This window comes from Kitasatospora sp. NPDC048545, assembly GCF_040651155.1.
Lineage (GTDB): Bacteria > Actinomycetota > Actinomycetes > Streptomycetales > Streptomycetaceae > Kitasatospora.
Genome location: NZ_JBEZIQ010000010.1, coordinates 77,161 through 96,066, shown reverse-complemented (window position 1 = coordinate 96,066; position 18,906 = coordinate 77,161). Strand labels below are relative to the sequence as shown.

The 18,906-nt window shown below is 72.6% G+C and carries 21 protein-coding genes; 2 read left to right on the top strand and 19 right to left on the bottom strand.

Annotation, left to right across the window (positions count from 1 at the left end):
• Positions 1-8: 8 nt before the first annotated feature.
• Positions 9-665 (bottom strand): tRNA (adenosine(37)-N6)-threonylcarbamoyltransferase complex dimerization subunit type 1 TsaB, encoded by a 657-nt coding sequence (gene tsaB, locus AB0D10_RS12440; RefSeq protein WP_360254698.1) that lies wholly within the window; start codon positions 663-665, stop codon positions 9-11.
• Positions 666-817: 152 nt separating this feature from the next.
• Here tsaB and AB0D10_RS12435 point away from each other — a divergent pair, with 152 nt between their 5' ends.
• Positions 818-1,396, top strand: a complete 579-nt coding sequence (locus AB0D10_RS12435; RefSeq protein ID WP_360254835.1) for a hypothetical protein — start codon at positions 818-820, stop codon at positions 1,394-1,396.
• A gap of 7 nt (positions 1,397-1,403) precedes the next feature.
• Here the strand turns inward: AB0D10_RS12435 and AB0D10_RS12430 are convergent, their stop codons facing one another.
• The 6 genes from AB0D10_RS12430 to glmS form a co-directional block, all read right to left on the bottom strand.
• Positions 1,404-1,598: a hypothetical protein gene (locus AB0D10_RS12430; protein ID WP_360254696.1), complete on the bottom strand. Its 195-nt coding sequence runs from the start codon at positions 1,596-1,598 to the stop codon at positions 1,404-1,406.
• 110 nt (positions 1,599-1,708) lie between these two features.
• Positions 1,709-2,215: a tRNA (adenosine(37)-N6)-threonylcarbamoyltransferase complex ATPase subunit type 1 TsaE gene (gene tsaE / locus AB0D10_RS12425; RefSeq protein WP_360254694.1), complete on the bottom strand. Its 507-nt coding sequence runs from the start codon at positions 2,213-2,215 to the stop codon at positions 1,709-1,711.
• 108 nt (positions 2,216-2,323) lie between these two features.
• Entirely contained in the window at positions 2,324-3,604 is a 1,281-nt protein-coding gene (locus tag AB0D10_RS12420) for an alpha/beta hydrolase (RefSeq protein WP_360254692.1), read from the bottom strand.
• A complete protein-coding gene (alr, locus tag AB0D10_RS12415; protein WP_360254690.1) occupies positions 3,601-4,800 on the bottom strand; it encodes an alanine racemase in 1,200 nt (399 codons plus the stop codon). Before alr ends, AB0D10_RS12420 begins: the two co-directional genes overlap by 4 nt.
• A gap of 152 nt (positions 4,801-4,952) precedes the next feature.
• Complete coding sequence (locus AB0D10_RS12410; RefSeq protein ID WP_360254688.1) at positions 4,953-6,428, bottom strand: NAD(P)H-hydrate dehydratase; 1,476 nt, start codon at positions 6,426-6,428, stop codon at positions 4,953-4,955.
• A 114-nt stretch (positions 6,429-6,542) separates the two neighbouring features.
• Entirely contained in the window at positions 6,543-8,399 is a 1,857-nt protein-coding gene (gene glmS, locus AB0D10_RS12405) for a glutamine--fructose-6-phosphate transaminase (isomerizing) (RefSeq protein WP_360254686.1), read from the bottom strand.
• Positions 8,400-8,498: 99 nt separating this feature from the next.
• Here glmS and coaA point away from each other — a divergent pair, with 99 nt between their 5' ends.
• On the top strand, positions 8,499-9,494 hold the full coding sequence (gene coaA / locus AB0D10_RS12400; RefSeq protein ID WP_360254684.1) for a type I pantothenate kinase: 996 nt from the start codon (positions 8,499-8,501) through the stop codon (positions 9,492-9,494).
• A 113-nt stretch (positions 9,495-9,607) separates the two neighbouring features.
• On the opposite strand, the gene glmM is transcribed toward coaA, so the two are convergent.
• The 12 genes from glmM to mscL all read right to left on the bottom strand — a co-directional run bounded on the left by glmM (position 9,608) and on the right by mscL (position 18,905).
• The gene (gene glmM / locus AB0D10_RS12395) at positions 9,608-10,972 is read right to left on the bottom strand and encodes a phosphoglucosamine mutase (protein ID WP_360254682.1); all 1,365 of its coding nucleotides are present in this window, start codon (positions 10,970-10,972) and stop codon (positions 9,608-9,610) included.
• A gap of 163 nt (positions 10,973-11,135) precedes the next feature.
• Complete coding sequence (gene rpsI / locus AB0D10_RS12390; protein ID WP_224273932.1) at positions 11,136-11,639, bottom strand: 30S ribosomal protein S9; 504 nt, start codon at positions 11,637-11,639, stop codon at positions 11,136-11,138.
• 45 nt (positions 11,640-11,684) lie between these two features.
• Positions 11,685-12,128, bottom strand: coding sequence for a 50S ribosomal protein L13 (rplM, locus tag AB0D10_RS12385; protein WP_030055846.1), 444 nt, complete (start codon positions 12,126-12,128; stop codon positions 11,685-11,687).
• A 230-nt stretch (positions 12,129-12,358) separates the two neighbouring features.
• Entirely contained in the window at positions 12,359-14,017 is a 1,659-nt protein-coding gene (locus AB0D10_RS12380) for an ATP-binding cassette domain-containing protein (RefSeq protein ID WP_360254680.1), read from the bottom strand.
• A 42-nt stretch (positions 14,018-14,059) separates the two neighbouring features.
• Positions 14,060-14,995, bottom strand: a complete 936-nt coding sequence (gene truA, locus AB0D10_RS12375) for a tRNA pseudouridine(38-40) synthase TruA (protein ID WP_360254678.1) — start codon at positions 14,993-14,995, stop codon at positions 14,060-14,062.
• Positions 14,996-15,087: 92 nt separating this feature from the next.
• A complete protein-coding gene (gene rplQ / locus AB0D10_RS12370) occupies positions 15,088-15,567 on the bottom strand; it encodes a 50S ribosomal protein L17 (protein WP_360254676.1) in 480 nt (159 codons plus the stop codon).
• Between the two features lie 127 nt (positions 15,568-15,694).
• The gene (locus tag AB0D10_RS12365; protein WP_030232516.1) at positions 15,695-16,717 is read right to left on the bottom strand and encodes a DNA-directed RNA polymerase subunit alpha; all 1,023 of its coding nucleotides are present in this window, start codon (positions 16,715-16,717) and stop codon (positions 15,695-15,697) included.
• A 149-nt stretch (positions 16,718-16,866) separates the two neighbouring features.
• Complete coding sequence (gene rpsK, locus AB0D10_RS12360; RefSeq protein WP_030232513.1) at positions 16,867-17,274, bottom strand: 30S ribosomal protein S11; 408 nt, start codon at positions 17,272-17,274, stop codon at positions 16,867-16,869.
• Positions 17,275-17,346: 72 nt separating this feature from the next.
• Positions 17,347-17,727 carry a 30S ribosomal protein S13 gene (rpsM, locus tag AB0D10_RS12355; protein ID WP_030259703.1) on the bottom strand — a complete coding sequence of 127 codons (381 nt, stop codon included), beginning with the start codon at positions 17,725-17,727 and terminating at the stop codon, positions 17,347-17,349.
• Between the two features lie 190 nt (positions 17,728-17,917).
• Complete coding sequence (rpmJ, locus tag AB0D10_RS12350) at positions 17,918-18,031, bottom strand: 50S ribosomal protein L36 (RefSeq protein ID WP_003956441.1); 114 nt, start codon at positions 18,029-18,031, stop codon at positions 17,918-17,920.
• Positions 18,032-18,063: 32 nt separating this feature from the next.
• Complete coding sequence (gene infA / locus AB0D10_RS12345; RefSeq protein ID WP_003956442.1) at positions 18,064-18,285, bottom strand: translation initiation factor IF-1; 222 nt, start codon at positions 18,283-18,285, stop codon at positions 18,064-18,066.
• A gap of 194 nt (positions 18,286-18,479) precedes the next feature.
• A complete protein-coding gene (mscL, locus tag AB0D10_RS12340) occupies positions 18,480-18,905 on the bottom strand; it encodes a large conductance mechanosensitive channel protein MscL (protein ID WP_360254674.1) in 426 nt (141 codons plus the stop codon).
• Position 18,906 lies beyond the last annotated feature (1 nt).

The window sequence follows — 18,906 nt, the reverse complement described above, 5'->3', positions numbered from 1 at the left end:
GCCGTGGTTCACGCCGGGAGCACCGCCTTGTAGCCGGCGGGCACCTGGGCGTCCGGGCGGCGCAGGTACAGCGGGACGTTCGGCAGCAGTTCGCGCCCGGCGGCCAGCTCGGCGGCGGCGAAGCCGGCCAGGGCGCCGGCCGACACGTGCTCGGGGCCGTGCGCGCCCGGGAAGGCGTCGGGGTAGAGCAGCGCGCCGGCGCCGACGGAGCGCGGCTGCGGGGTCAGCTCGGCCGGGCGGTCCACGGCGGGGCCCTCGGTGCGGCGGCCCTCGGCGTCGTAGGAGGCCCAGTAGACCTCCTTGCGGCGCGCGTCGGTGGCCACCGTGAACGGCTCGCCGGTCAGGCCCTCGGCGCGGGCCTGGAAGGCGATCGCGTCCAGGGTGCAGACGCCGTGCACCGGCACCCCGAGGGCGTGGCCGAGCGCGGCGGCGGTCACCAGGCCGACCCGCAGGCCGGTGTACGGGCCCGGGCCGACGCCGACGGCGATGCCGGTCAGCCGGTGCTTGTCCGCCCCGGCCGCCCGCAGGACCCGGTCGATCGCGGGCAGCAGCAGTTCGCCGTGGCGCCGGGCGTCGACCTGGTGGGTCTCGGCCAGGACGGCGGTGCCGTCGTGGACGGCGGCGGTGACGGCGGGGGTAGCGGTGTCGAACGCGAGCAGCAGCACGGGTCAAGGTTAGACCGACGCTGGGCCGACCGAATGATCGGCAAGGCGTTCCAACCGGGAACACACATCCGACGCGCTGCGCCCCGGACGGAGGGACCTGGCACGATAAGGCCGTACGTAAAGGACGGCAGCGGGAGCGGCACGTGGCGAAGATGGGTCCTGGAGTGGTGGTCACGGGGCTGACCCTGGGGGCCCTGGCGGTGGTGAGCCTGCTGGCCTTCCAGGCCAATGGCGCCCAGGACCGGGCCGGCGGTGCCAAGCCCACCCCCACCACCACGGCGGTCGGCACGGCCACCGCGACGGCGCCGAGCGCCTCGCCCACCCCGACCGTCCCGCCGCTGCCGGCCACCTCGGGCACCGGCACGCGGGTGGTCTACTCGGTGAGCAGCCACTTCGTCTGGCTGGTCGAGCCGAAGAAGAACCCGCAGGTCACCGCGGCGTTCCCGGTCGCCCCGGGCACGGTCGAGCCGGCCCCCGGCAGCTACGCCGTGTACAGCCGCACCGCGACCGCCACCGGCACGGACGGGCGGCAGATCGAGCACGTGGTGCGCTTCGCGCAGCAGAGCGGCGTGGTGTTCGGTTTCAGCGCGGCGGTGGACGGCTCGACCTCGACGCCGACCGCGACCGCGGACCCGAAGGCCAAGACCGGCGGCATCCGCAGCGGCCGGGCCGACGGGCAGCTGCTCTGGGACTTCGCGCCGAAGGACACCAAGGTGGTCGTGGTCGCCTGAGGCGGGCTCACGCGGCCCGGGGCGTCCTCGTCCCGGGCTCCTCGGCCTGCCTCGGTTCCGGCCCGGGTGGGGTGGACACCGCCTCGGCGGCCGCACAGGCGGCCAGCAGTGCCCTCATCGGCTCGCCCGGAGCGCGACGGGCGGGCTCTCCGGCCCCGGCGGCGCGGGCGGCGCGCTCCGGGGCGGGGGTGGTGCTCGACATGGCGCCTCCCTAGTTAGGCAGACCTAACCGCAGCACCCATCCCACCACGCCCGGCACCCCGCCCGCAACATCTTGCCGACAGCCTGTCGGCAAGTCGTCGCGACCCGCCGCTACTCCTGTCCCGCCAGCGTCACGAGCGCCACGTCCGCCCAGCGCGGGCCGACACCGGTCAGCAGCACCCGGCGCGGGTCCTGGTCGTCCCCGTCGGCGGTGTCGCCCAGGGCGCGCTCGATCCGGACCTCCAGCCGGTCCTCGGACAGCCGCTCGACCTTGCCCTCGCCCCACTCGACCACGACCACCGACTCCGGCAGCGAGACGTCCAGGTCGAGGTCCTCCATCTCGTCCAGGTCCCCGCCGAGCCGGTACGCGTCCACGTGCACCAGGGCCGGGCCGCCGACCAGCGAGGGGTGCACCCGGGCGATCACGAAGGTCGGCGAGGTCACCGCCCCACGGACCCGCAGCCCCTCCCCCAGGCCCCGGGTCAGCGTGGTCTTCCCCGCCCCCAGCTCACCGGAGAGCAGCACCAGGTCCCCGGGCCGCAGCAGCGCGGCCAGCTCCCGGCCGAGGCGGCCCATCCGCTCCGGAGTGGGGACGGTGAGAGTGGCGTGCGAGCCCATGCGCGTGTCTTGCCCTTCGGTCCGTACCGGCGCACCGACCACCGGCCGCCACCGCTACCGTGCCACATCGCCGCCCCCCGGTGCGGCGCACGGGTGCGGGGGCAGGAGTCAGGCGGGGTCGACGGCCGGTTCGCCGGCGCTCTCGGCGGGCGTCCCGGCGGCCGGCTCCCGGGTCAGGTCGAGGACGGCCGCGGGGAGCGGCGCGGCCCCGGCGAAGTCGGCGGCCCGGCGCAGCAGCAACGCCAGCTCGCGGTCGACCGGTTCGGGGCGTTCCAGCATCACCAGGTGCCCGGCGCCCTCGGCCAGGACCAGCGCGGCGCCCGGCAGCCGCTCGGCCATCGCCTCGCTGTGCGCCGAGGGCGTCAGCAGGTCCTTCGTCCCGGCCAGCACCAGCGCCGGCAGGCCGCGCAGCGCGGCCAGCGCCCCGTACTTCTCGTGCGCGCCGAACACCGGGTAGAACTCGGCGACCACGTCGATCGGGGTGGCGTCGAGCAGCTGCTCGGCGAAGCGCACCACGCCGGGGTCGACGTCCCGGCTTCCGAAGGAGAACTTCCGGTAGAAGACGCCGGCCACGTCGGAGCCCAGCCGCCTGGTCGCCTCCACCAGGTCGACCTGGCGGCCGAGCAGCTTCACCATGCCGGGCGCGACCTTCTTGAACAGCTTCGCCCCGGCCTTCGGCAGGCCGAGGTTCACCTCGTTCCAGTCGCCGGCGAGGGTGCCGATCAGGGCGACCCCGGCGACGCGCTCCCGGAACAGCTCCGGGTGCTGGTCGGCCAGCGCCATCACCGTCATGCCGCCCATCGAGTGGCCCACCAGTACCAGCGGACCGGTCGGCGCGACGGCGTCGATCACGGCCTTGAGGTCCCCGCCCAGCTGGTCGATGCCGGCCGGCTCGCCCGCCAGGTACGAGCGGGAGCGCTCGGAGCGGCCGTGGCTGCGCTGGTCCCAGAAGACCATCCGCACGCCCTCGCGCAGCGCGGCCCGCTGGAAGTGCCAGCTGTCCTGGTTGAGGCAGTAGCCGTGGCAGAACACCACGGTCAGCGGCTCCCGGCCGGACCCGTCGCCGTCGGGCTCGGACTCGGGCTCGGACTCGGACTCGGGGCGGGGGCCGTCCAGCTCCACGTACAGCTCGGTGCCGTCCGGCGCGGCCACCCTGCGGGGGCGTCCGCGCAGCGATCCGAACGGGGCGCTCGCGTCCAGCTCGGCCCGGGCCCGGCGGCGCATCGCCCGCCCGACCGTCAGCCGCTCGATCGCCACCCCGGCGGCCGCGCCGGCCGCCAGGACGCCGACCGAGATCCCGATCACGCCCGCCCGGCTCACCCCGGAGGCCGCGCCGGCCGCCTTGGCGACCGCCGCGACCGCTCCGTCCCCGGTCGGCGCGTCGGTCATGCCGACGGGCCCTCGGGGCGGCTGCCGTCCAGGTAGCGCCGGGGCACCCGGGCGCCGATCCGGGTGACGATCTCGTACGAGATGGTGCCGCAGGCGCGGGCCCAGTCCTCGGCGGTCGGCTCGCCGCGCTCGCCGTTGCCGAACAGCAGGGCTTCCTCGCCGACCCCGGGGGCGTCCCCGCCCAGGTCCACGACGAACTGGTCCATCGCCACCCGGCCGGCCACCGTGCGCCACTTGCCGCCGACCAGCACCGGGCCGGTGCCGCTGGCGTGCCGGGGGACGCCGTCGCCGTAGCCGAGCGGGACCAGGCCCAGCGTGGTCGGGCCGGGCGTCGTGTAGTGGTGGCCGTAGCTGACCCCGTGCCCGCCGGGGACCTCCTTGACCAGTGCCAGCCGCGCGGTCAGCGACATCACCGGGCGCAGCCCGAAGTCGGCCGGCGAGCCCACCTCGGGCACCGGCGACAGCCCGTACGCGGCCAGGCCGGTGCGGACCAGGTCGAAGTGCGACTCGGGCAGCAGCAGGGCGGCCGGCGAGTTCGCCAGGTGCCGCACCAGGGGGCGCAGGCCGGCCGCCTCGGCCACGGCCAGCGCGGTGCGGTAGGAGTCCAGCTGGGCCTGGATCGACGGGTGTCCGGGCTCGTCGGCGGCCGCGAAGTGCGACCAGACGCCGACCACGGTGAGCAGCCCCTCGGCCTCGGCGCGCCGGGCGGCGGCCACCAGCCGGGGCCAGTCCTGCGGCTGGCAGCCGTTGCGGCCGAGGCCGGTGTCGGCCTTGAGGTGCACGCGCGCCGGGATGCCGGTCTCGCGGACGGCCGGCAGCAGTTCGTCCAGCGCCCACTGGCCGCTGACCGAGATGTCCAGGTCGGCGCGGAGCGCCTCGCGCCACGGCCCGCCGGGCGTCCACAGCCAGCACAGGACGCGGGCGTGTTCCGGGCGGATGCCCGCGGCCCGCAGCGCCAGCGCCTCGTCGGGCGTCGCGCAGCCGAGCCAGCCGACCCCGTTGGCGACCGCCTCGCGGGCGCACTCGACCGCGCCGTGGCCGTAGGCGTTCGCCTTGACCGCGAGCATCACCGCCGCGCTGCCGACGCGCTCGCGCAGCGCCGCGAGGTTGCCCCGCAGCGCGCCGAGATCGATGGTCGCCTCGGCCCGCAGCCCGTCGGTCAGGGTGGCTGAGCCGGTCGTGTTCGCAGTTGTCATCAGGGTCAGTCTCCCAGACGTCCCGGAGTCCTCGCCGAACGGCCCGTCGACGCGGCGGCCGGGGGCGGGACCCGCCCGCCGTGCCGGTCCGCGGCGGACCGTTCGTCACGCCCTTCTCGGACGCCGCCGGCGGAGCGTTCGGTTCCGCTCCCTCAGCCCTCCCGGACCGCCCGCCACACCACGGGCAGCGCCTCCGCGACCGCGAGCGCCGTCACCGGCGCGCCCGGGCCGCCCGCCGCCTCGCGCCCGGCCAGGCCGTGCAGGTAGGCGGCCACCGAGGCGGCGTCGAGCGGCGACAGGCCCGCCGCCAGCAGCGAGCCGGCCAGGCCGGCCAGGACGTCGCCGCTGCCCGCCGTGGCCAGCCAGGAGGTGCCGGTGGGGTTCACCCGGACGGCGCCGCCCGGGTCGGCGACCACCGTGGTGGAGCCCTTCAGCAGCACCGTCGCACGGTAGGCGGCCGCCAGTCGGCGGGCGGTGGCGAGCCGGGCGGCAGCCAGCTCGTCGGCGGCCGGCGGCGGGGTGCCCTCGGCCCCCGCCAGCAGACGGGCGGCCTCGCCGGTGTGCGGGGTGAGCAGGGTGGGCGCGGTGCGTCCGGCCAGCGCGTCCGGTCCTAGCCGGGCCAGTTCGGTCAGCCCGTCCGCGTCCACCAGGACCGGGACGTCGCTCGCCAGCGCCTCGGCCAGCGCCTGCCGCGCCCCCTCGCCGCCGCCCGGCCCGACCACCCAGGCCTGCACCCGGCCGGCCCCGGCCGGACCGCCCTCGGTGACCAGCGTCTCCGGGAAGCGCCGCACCACCTCCTCGGCCGCCGTGCCCACGTAGCGGACGGCGCCCGCGCCGCCCCGCTGCGCCCCGGCGACCGCCAGCACCGCCGCCCCCGGGTACGTCGCCGAGCCGGCCGCCACCCCGACCACGCCCCGCCGGTACTTGTCGCTCTCCGCGCCGGGCAGCGGCAGCAGCGCCGCCACGTCCGCGTGCTGCGGGGCCGTCACGTCCGCCTCCGGCAGGTCCAACCCGATCCCGACCAGCTGCACGGCGCCCGCGTACGAGGCCCCCGGGTCGACCAGCAGTCCGGGCTTGTACGTGCCGAAGCAGACCGTGACGTCCGCGCGCAGCGCCGCGCCCGGCACCTCGCCGGTGTCGGCGTCCACCCCGCTGGGCAGGTCCACCGCGACCACCACGCCGCGCCGCGCGGCCTGCGCGTACGGCTGCGCCCCGGGCCTCAGCCCGCCGCGGCCGCCGATGCCGACGATCCCGTCCAGCACCAGGTCCGCGCGCGAGAACTCGGCCAGGCCGGCGTCCCGCTCCGCCGTGACCCGTCCGCCGGCCGCCCGCAGCGCGGCCAGCCCACCCGCGTGCACCCGCTCCGGCGCCGACAGCACGGCCGTCACCCGCGCCCCGCGCCGGGCCAGCGCGGCCCCGGCGTACAGGGCGTCACCCCCGTTGTCCCCGCTACCCGCGAGCACCACCACCCGGCTCCCGTACACCCGGCCACGACGCCGCGTCAGCAGCCGCGCGCAGGTCGCCGCCAGCCCCGCGGCCGCCCGCTGCATCAGCGTCCCCTCCGGGAGCCGCGCCATCAGCTCCGCCTCGGCGGCCCGGACGGCTTCCACACGGTGGGCATGACGCATGACGGCACTCCTCCAGCGGTCGACTACCGCCGACGCTATCCCGCGGGAAGCACGACGGCGCCCCTGCGGCAGGACGCAGCCGCCGCAGGGACGCCGTGCCGAACGGCCGGGCGGCTACTCGACGGTGACCGACTTCGCCAGGTTGCGCGGCTGGTCGACCTCGTGGCCCTTGGCCGTGGCCAGCTCGCAGGCGAAGACCTGGAGCGGGACCGTGGAGACCAGCGGCTGGAGCAGGGTCGGGGTGACCGGGATGCGGATCAGGTGGTCCGCGTACGGGACGACGGCCTCGTCGCCCTCCTCCGCGATCACGATCGTGCGGGCGCCACGGGCCCGGATCTCCTGGATGTTGGAGACGATCTTGTCGTGCAGGATCGACCGCCCACGCGGCGAGGGCACGACCACGACGACCGGCAGCCCCTCCTCGATCAGCGCGATCGGGCCGTGCTTGAGCTCGCCCGCCGCGAAGCCCTCGGCGTGCATGTACGCCAGCTCCTTGAGCTTGAGCGCGCCCTCCAGGGCCACCGGGAAGCCGACGTGGCGGCCGAGGAACAGCACCGAGCGGGCGTCGGCCAGCGAGCGGGCCAGCTCGCGCACCGGCTCCATGGTCTCCAGGACCTGCTCGACCTGCTTCGGCGCGTCGCCGAGCTCCTTGATGACGGCGAAGATCTCGTCGCCCCACTTGGTGCCGCGCACCTGGCCCAGGTACAGGGCGACCAGGTAGCAGGCGACCAGCTGGGTCAGGAACGCCTTGGTGGACGCGACCGCGACCTCCGGGCCGGCGTGCGTGTACAGCACGGCGTCCGACTCGCGCGGGATGGTGGAGCCGTTGGTGTTGCAGATCGCCAGCACCTTGGCGCCCTGCTCGCGGGCGTGCCGCAGGGCCATCAGGGTGTCCATGGTCTCGCCGGACTGTGAGATGGCGATGACCAGGGTGCCCGGACCCATGATCGGGTCGCGGTAGCGGAACTCGGAGGCGACCTCGACCTCGCAGGGGATGCGGGTCCAGTGCTCGATCGCGTACTTGGCGATCATGCCGGCGTGGAAGGCCGTGCCGCAGGCGACGATGACGACCTTGTCGACCGACCGCAGGTCCGCGTCGGAGATCCGCAGCTCGTCGAGGGTGAGCCGGCCGTCGGTGCCGATGCGGCCGAGGAGGGTGTCCGCGACGGCCTTCGGCTGCTCGGCGATCTCCTTGAGCATGAAGTAGTCGTAGCCGCCCTTCTCGGCGGCGGAGGCGTCCCAGTCGACGTGGTACTCGCGCACGTCGGCCGGGGTGCCGTCGAAGTTGGTGACGGTCACGCCCTCGCGGCGCAGCTCGACGACCTGGTCCTGGCCCAGCTCGATCGCCTCGCGGGTGTGCGCGATGAAGGCGGCGACGTCCGAGGCGAGGAAGTTCTCGCCCTCACCGCGGCCGACGACCAGCGGCGAGTTGCGACGGGCACCCACCACGACGTCCGGCGCGTCGGCGTGCACCGACACGAGGGTGAAGGCGCCCTCCAGCCGGCGGCAGACGATCCGCATGGCCTCGGCGAGGTCGCCCTGGTAGGCCTCGCCCAGCAGGTGGGCGACGACCTCGGTGTCGGTCTCGGACCGGAGGGTGTGGCCGCGCTCGGCGATCTCGGCGCGCAGCTGGGCGAAGTTCTCGATGATGCCGTTGTGCACCACGGCGACCCGCAGGTCGTCGTCCAGGTGCGGGTGGGCGTTGGCGTCCGTCGGGCCGCCGTGGGTGGCCCAGCGGGTGTGGCCGATGCCGGTGGTGCCGCCGGGCAGAGGGGACTCGGCGAGCGACTTCTCCAGGTTGGCGAGCTTTCCGGCCCGCTTGTCGGTGGACAGGCTCCACTGCCCGTCGGAGTCCTGGACCTGCACCGCGACACCGGCCGAGTCGTAACCCCGGTACTCAAGGCGCTGCAGGCCTGCGATTACTACGTCGAGGGCGGACTGCGCGCCCACGTATCCAACAATTCCGCACATGCGTGCCAGCATAAGGGCGGTTCTGTGGCCGTTTTCCCGCCTCGCACCAACGCTGCGTGACCGACACCACAACCACCGTGAACGCCGCTACGGCTCACAATGGAGCATGTGCTGACCGAACTCTGTACGCGGGGCGCTGCCACGGCCGGCCCGTCCCCGTCCCCCTACGTGGACCTCAGCCGGGCCGAGTGGAGCGCGCTGCGCGAGCGTACGCCGCTGCCGCTGACCGCCGAGGAGGTGGAGCAGCTGCGCGGCCTCGGCACCGCCCTCGACCTCGACGAGGTGCGTGACGTCTACCTGCCGCTGTCGCGGCTGCTGAACCTGTACATCCACGCCACGCACGAACTGCGCGGCACCCTGGGCACCTTCCTGGACACCCCGGACACCGAGCGCACCCGGACCCCGTTCATCATCGGCGTGGCCGGCTCGGTCGCCGTCGGGAAGTCGACCACCGCGCGCCTGCTCCAGGCGCTGCTGGCCCGCTGGCCCGAGCACCCCCGGGTCGAGCTGGTCACCACCGACGGCTTCCTGCTCCCCAACGCCGAGCTGCGCCGCCGCGGTCTGATGGCCCGCAAGGGCTTCCCCGAGTCGTACGACCGCCGGGCGCTGACGCGCTTCGTGGCGGACGTGAAGGCGGGCAAGGAGAGCGTCAGCGCTCCGGTCTACTCGCACCTGGTGTACGACATCGTGCCGGACGAGCGGCTGACCGTGGAGCGCCCGGACATCCTGATCGTCGAGGGCCTGAACGTGCTCCAGCCGGCCCTGCCCGGCACGGACGGCCGCACCCGCCTCGCGGTGGCCGACTACTTCGACTTCTCGATCTACGTCGACGCCCGGACCGACGACATCGAGCACTGGTACCTGGACCGCTTCCGCAAGCTGCGGCAGACGGCCTTCCAGGACCCGAACTCCTACTTCCGCCGCTTCACCGAGGTGCCGGAGGAGGAGGCGATGGAGTACGGCCGCCAGGTCTGGCGCACCATCAACAAGCCCAACCTGCTGGAGAACGTGCTGCCGACCCGCGGCCGGGCCACCCTGATCCTGCAGAAGGGCCAGGACCACAAGGTCCGCCGGGCGCTGCTGCGCAAGCTCTGAGCCCCGCGGCCGGCCCGACCGGCCCGACCAGCCCCGACGAACACCCCGGCACACGCCGGAAGGCCCCCACCGGAAACCCGGTGGGGGCCTTCTGCGCGGCGGAGCGGACGGGCTCAGCCCAGGTGGGTGCGCACGGCCTCGGCGAGCCGCTGCGCGACCGCCTCGGCCTGCGCCGGGTCGGCGGCCTCGACCATCACCCGGACCAGCGGCTCGGTGCCCGACGGGCGCAGCAGCACCCGGCCGGTGGAGCCCAGCTCGGTCTCGGCGGCGGAGAGCGCGGCGGCCAGCTCGGGGCTGCTGTGCACCCGGGACTTGTCGACGCCCTTGACGTTGATCAGGACCTGCGGCAGCCGGGTCATCACGGCGGCCAGGTCGGCCAGCGGCTGCTTGGTGGCGGCCAGTCGGGCGCCCAGCATCAGGCCGGTCAGGGTGCCGTCGCCGGTGGTGGCGTGGTCCAGCAGGATGACGTGGCCGGACTGCTCGCCGCCCAGCGCGAAGCCGTGCTCCTTCATGGCCTCCAGCACGTAGCGGTCGCCGACGGCGGTCTCCACCAGCTCGACGCCCTCGCGCTCCATCGCCAGCTTGAAGCCGAGGTTGGACATGACGGTGGCCACCGCGGTGTTGCCGCGCAGGGTGCCGGCCTCCTTCATGGCGACCGCGAGGATGGCGATGATCTGGTCGCCGTCGACCTCGTCGCCCTCGGCGTCGGCGGCCAGGCAGCGGTCGGCGTCGCCGTCCAGCGCGATGCCGAGGTCGGCCTTGTACTCCTTCATCGCGGTGCGCAGCCGGTCCAGGTGGGTGGAGCCGACGCCGTCGTTGATGTTGAGGCCGGTGGGCTCGGCCCCCAGGGTGTGGACGACCTCGGCGCCGGCCCGGGCGAAGGCCTCGGGGGCGACGTAGGCGGCCGCGCCGTGGGCGCCGTCGATGACGACCTTGACGCCGTCCAGGCGGTTGGGCAGCACGCCGATCAGGTGGGCGACGTACTTGTCGAAGCCCTCGGTGTACTCGCGGACCCGGCCGACGGCCGCACCGGTCGGACGGTTCCAGTCCTCCTCACCGAGCGTGTGCTTGCGGTAGTGGGACTCGATCGCGTCCTCGATCCGGTCGTCCAGCTTGTGGCCGCCGCGGGCGAGGAACTTGATGCCGTTGTCCGGCATGGCGTTGTGGCTGGCGGACAGCATCACGCCGAAGTCGGCGCCGAGCGCGCCGGTGAGGTACGCCACGGCCGGGGTGGGCAGGACGCCGACCCGCAGGACGTCGACCCCGGCGCTCGCCAGACCGGCGATGACGGCGGCCTCCAGGAACTCCCCGGAGGCGCGCGGGTCACGGCCGACCACCGCGACCGGCCGGTGGCCGTCGAAGGCACCGGCCTCGCCGAGCACGTGCGCCGCGGCGACGGACAGCCCGAGCGCGAGCTCCGCCGTCAGTCCCTCGTTGGCCACCCCGCGTACGCCGTCCGTACCGAAGAGTCGTCCCACTGTCCGTCCTCCATCACCACTGCTCGGAACCAACCGATGATCCCGGCCGCCGCACAGTAGCCGGGGAACACGTCGCCCCGGAGTACGCGTGGTACTCCGGGGCGACGGTTTCGCGCATCCGGGGGGTGCGCCGCGAGGACGGACCGCACCCCCTGGGACGCGATTAGCGCTTGCTGTACTGCGGCGCCTTGCGGGCCTTCTTGAGACCGGCCTTCTTGCGCTCGACGGCGCGGGCGTCACGGGTCAGGAAGCCGGCCTTCTTCAGCGCGCCGCGGTTGTTGTCCACGTCGGCCTCGTTCAGGGCACGGGCCACGCCGAGGCGCAGCGCGTAGGCCTGGCCGGACACGCCGCCACCGCTGATGCGGGCGACGACGTCGTAACGGCCGTCCAGCTCCAGGAGCTTGAAGGGCTCGTTCACGGTCTGCTGGTGCACCTTGTTGGGGAAGTAGCCCTCAAGGGTGCGGCCGTTGATCTTCCACTGGCCGGTGCCGGGGACGATGCGCACGCGGGCGATCGCCTCCTTGCGACGGCCCAGGCCGGCGCCGGGGACGGCCTCGCCGAAGCGGCCGGCCAGCGACTCGGAGGTGTAGCTCTCCTCGGAGGTGTACTCGCCCTCGACGACGGTCTCGTCGAAGTCGACCTCAAGGGTTTCAGTGGTCTCGGCCACGGTGTTCCTCAGCTCTTTTCAGTGTTGGGGGGCTTGGTGGCCGAATTACTGCGCGACCTGGGTGATCTCGAACGGCACCGGCTGCTGGGCAGCGTGCGGGTGCTGGTCGCCCGAGTAGACCTTCAGCTTCGAGAGCATCTGGCGACCCAGGCTGTTCTTGGGGATCATGCCCTTGATGGCCTTCTCGACGGCCTTCTCCGGGTTGTTCGCCAGCAGGTCGTCGTAGCGCACCGAGCGCAGACCGCCCGGGAAGCCCGAGTGGCGGTAGGCCAGCTTCTGGGTCTTCTTGTTACCGGACAGGTGCACCTTGTCGGCGTTGATGATGATGACGAAGTCACCAGTGTCAACGTGCGGCGCGTAGATCGCCTTGTGCTTGCCCCGGAGGAGGTTGGCGGCCTGGGAAGCCAGGCGGCCGAGCACGACGTCGGTCGCGTCGATGACGTGCCACTGACGCTGGACGTCGCCGGGCTTGGGGCTGTACGTACGCACGGTCGTAGCCTTCGCTTTTCAGTGAGTGAGTCCTGACAGGAGCACCCGGACGGAAGAGCAGCCTGACCACCCTTGGACGCAATTCAAGGGTGACCGCTGGTCGTCGACCTGATGTCTCCGGCGTACCGACCTCTCACGTGAGATAGAGCGAGCCAATACGCACATCAAGCGTCCAGGTTACCGGCAGGGGCGGAGCGGGTCAAAAATGCCCGGGAGCACCCCGTGTGCACTCAGCGCTCGCGCTCCACCCGGGTCACGTCCCAGACCGGTTCCGGCGACTCGAACACCCGGCCGTCGGCCCCGAAGACCAGGAAGCGGTCGAAGGTCCTGGCGAACCAGCGGTCGTGGGTGACACACAGCACGGTGCCGTCGAAGGCCTCCAGCCCGGCCTGCAGCGCCTCGGCGCTCTCCAGGTCCAGGTTGTCGGTCGGCTCGTCGAGCAACAGGGCCGTCACACCGGAGAGTTCGAGCTTGAGGATCATCAGCCGGGCCTGCTGCCCGCCGGACAGCGACTCGAACTTCTGCTCCTCCTGGCGGTCCAGCTCGTACCGGCGCAGCGCGCCCATCGCGGCGCCGCGGCTGAGCGCGTGCTCCTCCTCGATGATCGAGCGGACGGTGCGGCCGAACAGCTCCGGGTGGGCGTGGGTCTGCCGGAAGTGGCCGGGGACGACCCGGGCACCCAGCTTCCAGGCGCCGGTGTGCGCGACCGTCTCGTCGCCCGCCAGCAGCCGCAGCAGGTGGGACTTCCCGGCGCCGTTGGCGCCCAGCACCCCGATCCGCTCGCCGTAGAAGACCTCCAGGTCGAAGGGCTGCATGAGGTCGGTGAGTTCCAGCTGCTCCATGGTGAAGGCGCGCACGCCGGTGCGCCCGCCCTTGAGCCGCATGCTGATGGTCTGCTCGCGCGGGGGTTCCTCCGGCCGGCCGGCCTCCTCGAACTTCTTCAGGCGGGTCTGCGCGGCGGCGTAGCGGGTGGCCAGGGCGTGGCTGACCGACGCGGCCTGGCGCAGGGTGACCACCAGCTTCTTGAGCTTGGCGTGTTCTTCGTCCCACCGCCGGCCCAGCTCCTCGAAGCGCGCGAAGCGGTCCTTGCGGGCCTCGTGGAAGGAGTCGAAGCCGCCGCCGTGCACCCAGACGCTGCTTCCGGCGGCGCCGGACTCGACGCTGATGATCTTCTCGGCGGTGCGGGAGAGCAGCTCGCGGTCGTGCGAGATGTACAGCACGGTCTTCGAGGTGGCCTTGATGGCCTCCTCCAGCCAGCGCTTGCCGGGGACGTCCAGGTAGTTGTCCGGCTCGTCGAGCAGCAGCACCTCCTCGGGCCCGCGCAGCAGCGTCTCCAGGACGAGCCGCTTCTGCTCGCCGCCGGAGAGCGTGTTCAGCCCGCGCCACTGGGCCTTGTCGAAGGGCACGCCGAGAGCCGCCGTGGTGCAGACGTCCCAGTCGGTCTCGTAGTCGTAGCCGCCGACGTCGGCCCAGTCGGAGAGCGCCTGGGCGTAGGCCATCTGCGTCTTCTCGTCGTCCTGGGCGATCATCGCCAGTTCGGCGGCGTCCACCGCGCGGGCCGCCGTGGCGATCCGCTCGGGGGCGACCGACACCAGCAGATCGCGGACCGAGGCGTCCGCCGGCAGCGCGCCCGGGGTGGACCGCTGGTCCTCGCGGCCGGTGGTGCCGACGAACTGACGCATCACGCCGAGCCCGCCGCTGATCGTCACCGAGCCGCCGTGCGGCTGGAGGTCCCCCGCGATCATCCGCAGCAACGTGGTCTTGCCGGCGCCGTTCGCGCCGACCAGGGCGACCGCGGCGCCCTCGCCGACCCGGAAGGACGCGTCGTCGAACAGCACCCGCCCGTCCGGCAGGTAGTACTCCAGGTGCGAAATCTCGACGTGTCCCATGGAGAGGATTGTCCCAAGCCGACGCCCCCGGCCCAAACCGATTTAGGGGGCGGCTCCGGGCTCCGGCTGTGGTAGGGCGGGCCGTCCCGGGAGGGTACGCATCCGCCGCGCCGCCCGGTTCCGCTCGGCCAGCCGGTCGTCCGGCGGGTAGCCGACCTCCTCCAGCGTCAGCCCGTACGGCCGGATCACATTGACGGCGGAGTTGCGCACCCCGCCGGCCAGCACCTCGCCGGGGAACTCCACCGGCCGGTGCCCGTCGCCGACCAGCAGCATCGCGCCGACCAGCGCCCGGACCATGTTGTGGCAGAAGGCGTCGGCCCGGACGGTGGCGACCGCGAGCGAGCCCTCCTGGGCCGCGTACGGGTCCACCGGGACGCGGTCCCAGTGCAGCTCCAGCAGGGTGCGGATGGTGGTGGCGCCCTCGCGCTTCTTGCAGTACGCGGCGAAGTCGTGCTCGCCGAGCAGCAGCTTCGCGGCCTCGTTCATCCGGTCCACGTCCAGCGGCCGGTCGTGCCAGAGCACATGACCGCGCAGCAGCGGGTCCACCCCGCCCTGGTGGTCGGCGACCCGGTACGCGTACCGGCGCCAGATCGCCGAGAAGCGGGCGTCGAACCCGGCCGGCGCCTCGCCGACCCGGTAGATCCGGACGTCCCCGGGCAGCCGCCCGGCCAGCCGCCGCAGCAGCTTCTCCCGGTGCGCCTCCCACAGCTCGGCGGGCAGGTCGACGTGCGCGACCTGCCCGCGCGCGTGCACCCCGGCGTCGGTGCGGCCGGCCACCGTCAGGGGGAACAGCTCCGGGCTGCGGGTGACGATCTGCAGCGCGGTCTCGATCTCCTCCTGGACCGTCCGGCGGCCGCCCTTCTGGCGGGCCCAGCCGGAGAACTCGGCGCCCTGGTAGGCGAGATCGAGCCGGACCCGGACGTACCCGTCCGCCGGGCCGTCCTTCACCGGCGGCTGCTCGGCGCAATCGTTGACCACTGCTTCTCTTCTCCCGCGTTCGGTCCCGCGACAAGGGAACGGGCCCGCTCCCCCATCGCTGGGGAAGCGGGCCCGGTTCACACCCGGAGGTGTCAGGCCTGCTCGGCGGCCTCGGCCTCGTCGGCCTTGGTCTCGACCGCGGTGGCCTCGTCGGCCTCCTTGACGGCGCGCTTGGTGGCGGCCTCGGCCTCGCCGACGGCGGTCTGCGCGACGGTCAGCGCCTCGACCAGCTCGATCACGGCCATCGGGGCGTTGTCGCCACGACGGGGACCGATCTTGGTGATGCGGGTGTAGCCACCCGGGCGGTTCTCGTAGCGCGGCGCGATCTCGGTGAAGAGAGTGTGCAGCACGGCGATGTCGGTGATCGTCTTGCGAACCAGGCGACGGTTGTGGATGTCGCCCTTCTTCGCCTTGGTGATCAGCTTCTCCGCCAGCGGGCGCATCCGACGGGCCTTGGCCTCGGTCGTGGTGATGCGGCCGTACTGGAACAGCTCCCGGCACAGACCGGCGAGCAGCAGCGGCTCGTGGTGCGGGCCGCCGCCGAGGCGGGCACCCTTGGTGGGACGCGGCATGGAATTACTCCTCGAATCTCCGACTGCGGCCGTACCAGGTACCGCAGCGGGCGTACGGGCACTGTGCCCGCACGACTTTCACGACGACGGGGGCGGTTCCGGGGAACCGCCCCCGCGGTCAAGTCTTTCAGTACTGCTCGGTCTCCGCGTAACCCGCGTCGTCCAGGTCGTCGGCGCCGAAGGCGTCGGCGGCGGCGGTCGGGTCGAACCCGGGCGGGCTGTCCTTGAGGGCCAGGCCCATGCCGGCCAGCTTCGCCTTGACCTCGTCGATCGACTTCGCACCAAAGTTGCGGATGTCGAGCAGGTCGGCCTCGGAGCGGGCGACGAGCTCACCCACGGTGTGGATGCCCTCGCGCTTGAGGCAGTTGTAGGAGCGGACCGTGAGCTCCAGCTCCTCGATCGGCAGCGCCAGGTCGGCGGCCAGGGCGGCGTCCGTCGGGGACGGGCCCATGTCGATGCCCTCGGCGTCGATGTTCAGCTCGCGGGCGAGGCCGAACAGCTCCACCAGGGTCTTGCCGGCCGAGGCCATGGCGTCGCGCGGACGCATGGCGGGCTTGGTCTCGACGTCGACGATCAGCTTGTCGAAGTCGGTCCGCTGCTCGACACGGGTGGCCTCGACCTTGTAGGTGACCTTCAGCACGGGGCTGTAGATCGAGTCGACCGGGATGCGGCCGATCTCCTGGCCGGAGGCCTTGTTCTGGACGGCGGAGACGTAGCCGCGACCGCGCTCGACGGTCAGCTCCATCTCCAGCTTGCCCTTGCCGTTGAGCGTGGCGAGGACCAGCTCGGGGTTGTGCACCTCGACACCCGCCGGCGGGGCGATGTCGGCGGCGGTGACGACACCCGGGCCCTGCTTGCGCAGGTACATCACGACCGGCTCGTCGTGCTCCGAGGAGACGACCAGCTGCTTGATGTTGAGGATGAGGTCGGTCACGTCCTCCTTGACGCCCGGCACGGTGGTGAACTCGTGCAGGACGCCGTCGACGCGGATGCTGGTGACAGCGGCACCCGGGATCGACGACAGGAGCGTGCGGCGCAGGGAGTTGCCGAGGGTGTAGCCGAAGCCCGGCTCCAGCGGCTCGATCACGAACCGCGAGCGGAACTCGTCGACGACCTCTTCGGTCAGCGAGGGACGCTGAGCGATAAGCATGGGGGATGTTCCTCCAGTTGTCTTCGGCACCCACTATTTGATGCCGACAGGACCAAGCGTACGGGCTCCCGCAGGAAGCGACGAATCACTGTGTGTGGGAGCCCGTACGAGGTTTCAAGCAGTACTACCGAGTGCCCGAAGGCGCTGCGTCAGACGCGGCGGCGCTTCGGCGGACGGCAGCCGTTGTGCGGGGTGGGGGTGACGTCCTGGATCGAGCCGACCTCCAGGCCGGTGGCCTGGAGCGAACGGATCGCGGTCTCGCGGCCGGAGCCCGGACCCTTCACGAAGACGTCGACCTTGCGCATGCCGTGCTCCTGCGCGCGACGGGCAGCGGCCTCGGCGGCCATCTGCGCGGCGAACGGGGTGGACTTGCGCGAGCCCTTGAAGCCGACGTGGCCGGCGGAGGCCCAGGAGATCACGTTGCCCGCGGGGTCGGTGATCGAAACGATGGTGTTGTTGAACGTGCTCTTGATGTGCGCGTGGCCGTGAGCGACGTTCTTCTTTTCCTTGCGGCGGATCTTCTTCGCGCCGGCAGCCTGACGACCCTTGGGGGGCATAAGTCTGTTCTCCTACTGAGGTGGTCGGTCCGCTGACCCGCGGGCCGGAGGGATGTCCGGTTACGGGACGGACTACTTCTTGCCCGGCTTCTTCTTGCCGGCGATCGCGCGACGCGGGCCCTTGCGGGTACGCGCGTTGGTGTGGGTGCGCTGGCCGCGGACCGGCAGGCCCCGACGGTGACGCAGACCCTCGTAGCAGCCGATCTCGACCTTGCGGCGGATGTCGGCGGCCACCTCACGGCGGAGGTCGCCCTCGACCGTGTAGTTGGCGTCGATGTACTGGCTCAGCTTGACCAGGTCTTCCTCGGTGATGTCGCGAACGCGGACATCCGGGTTGACGCCGGTCTCGGCGAGGGTCTGCTGGGCGCGGGTACGGCCGATGCCGTACACGTAGGTGAGGGCGATCTCGATCCGCTTCTCACGGGGGAGATCAACGCCGGCGAGGCGTGCCATTCAAGGCTCCTGTGCTTTTTCAGAGGTCTTGCGTGCTACCTACTCCGGACTCCTCACGGTCCTACGGACGGTGAGGGGGAGCCCCGGCCTCTGACCGGGGGTGGCAGTCCGTCCCGGGGGGACGGATCGGGCAGCCCGCTTATGACGTTTTCGCGTCGCGCGAAGTACTACGAGAAATGCTGGGGAGAGATCAGCCCTGGCGCTGCTTGTGGCGCAGGTTGTCGCAGATCACCATGACCCGGCCGTGACGGCGGATCACCTTGCACTTGTCGCAGATCTTCTTGACGCTCGGCTTGACCTTCATGCTTCAGGTTCTCCGGGTCTAGATCTGACGTTTTACTTGTAGCGGTAGACGATCCGGCCGCGCGTGAGGTCGTAGGGGCTGAGCTCCACGACGACCCGGTCGTCCGGCAGGATGCGGATGTAGTGCATGCGCATCTTGCCACTGATGTGCGCGAGGACCTTGTGACCGTTCTGCAGCTCGACCTTGAACATCGCGTTCGGAAGAGACTCGATCACGGTGCCCTCGATCTCAATGGCGCCTTGCTTCTTAGCCATGAACTGCGAGATCCACCTTCCGGGACCGGCTACCGTATGCGGAACGCTCGTGCGAACCTGGGTTCACCCCGCCCCCGAGGGGAAGAGGGCGTGCTGAAGCACGCTACGAGTGAGCCGACGGTCCATCCTACGCCAGCGCATCCGGTGGACCAAAACGGGGGTCCCGGAAGGCGGCACCCGTCACACCCGCCGCCTCAGGCCCCGAGCGTGACCGTCAGCGGCTCGACCTGCGCGGTGCAGGCCGAGCAGCGACGGGCGGCCTCGGGGATCTCGGTGAGACACTCGGGGCAGGGGCGCTTCGGGGCCTTCGGCTTCTTCGGCAGGTAGCGCGCGGTCGCCTTGGTGATCGGCAGGACCACGCAGAAGTAGAGCACCGCGGCGGTCATGACGAAGGCGATCAGGACGTTGAGGAACTGGCCGTACGGGAAGGTGACCCCGGCCACCGTCGCCTTGTACGAGCTGAAGTCGCCGGCCGCACCGACCACCACGCCGACCAGCGGGGTGAGGAAGGCGGACACGAAGCCGGTCACCACAGCGGTGAACGCGGCACCGATGACCACACCGACCGCCATGTCGACGACGTTGCCGCGCATCATGAAGTCGCGGAATCCCTTGAGCACG

What these genes read in the sequence shown, in the direction of transcription:
- AB0D10_RS12435 (WP_360254835.1), top strand. Translation starts at nt 818, where the DNA reads ATGGGTCCTGGAGTGGTGGTCACGGGGCTGACCCTGGGGGCCCTGGCG.
- AB0D10_RS12430 (WP_360254696.1), bottom strand. Translation starts at nt 1,598, where the DNA reads ATGTCGAGCACCACCCCCGCCCCGGAGCGCGCCGCCCGCGCCGCCGGG.
- tsaE (WP_360254694.1), bottom strand. Translation starts at nt 2,215, where the DNA reads ATGGGCTCGCACGCCACTCTCACCGTCCCCACTCCGGAGCGGATGGGC.
- AB0D10_RS12420 (WP_360254692.1), bottom strand. Translation starts at nt 3,604, where the DNA reads ATGACCGACGCGCCGACCGGGGACGGAGCGGTCGCGGCGGTCGCCAAG.
- alr (WP_360254690.1), bottom strand. Translation starts at nt 4,800, where the DNA reads ATGACAACTGCGAACACGACCGGCTCAGCCACCCTGACCGACGGGCTG.
- AB0D10_RS12410 (WP_360254688.1), bottom strand. Translation starts at nt 6,428, where the DNA reads ATGCGTCATGCCCACCGTGTGGAAGCCGTCCGGGCCGCCGAGGCGGAG.
- glmS (WP_360254686.1), bottom strand. Translation starts at nt 8,399, where the DNA reads ATGTGCGGAATTGTTGGATACGTGGGCGCGCAGTCCGCCCTCGACGTA.
- coaA (WP_360254684.1), top strand. Translation starts at nt 8,499, where the DNA reads ATGGAGCATGTGCTGACCGAACTCTGTACGCGGGGCGCTGCCACGGCC.
- AB0D10_RS12380 (WP_360254680.1), bottom strand. Translation starts at nt 14,017, where the DNA reads ATGGGACACGTCGAGATTTCGCACCTGGAGTACTACCTGCCGGACGGG.
- rplQ (WP_360254676.1), bottom strand. Translation starts at nt 15,567, where the DNA reads ATGCCGCGTCCCACCAAGGGTGCCCGCCTCGGCGGCGGCCCGCACCAC.
- AB0D10_RS12365 (WP_030232516.1), bottom strand. Translation starts at nt 16,717, where the DNA reads ATGCTTATCGCTCAGCGTCCCTCGCTGACCGAAGAGGTCGTCGACGAG.
- rpsK (WP_030232513.1), bottom strand. Translation starts at nt 17,274, where the DNA reads ATGCCCCCCAAGGGTCGTCAGGCTGCCGGCGCGAAGAAGATCCGCCGC.
- rpsM (WP_030259703.1), bottom strand. Translation starts at nt 17,727, where the DNA reads ATGGCACGCCTCGCCGGCGTTGATCTCCCCCGTGAGAAGCGGATCGAG.
- rpmJ (WP_003956441.1), bottom strand. Translation starts at nt 18,031, where the DNA reads ATGAAGGTCAAGCCGAGCGTCAAGAAGATCTGCGACAAGTGCAAGGTG.
- infA (WP_003956442.1), bottom strand. Translation starts at nt 18,285, where the DNA reads ATGGCTAAGAAGCAAGGCGCCATTGAGATCGAGGGCACCGTGATCGAG.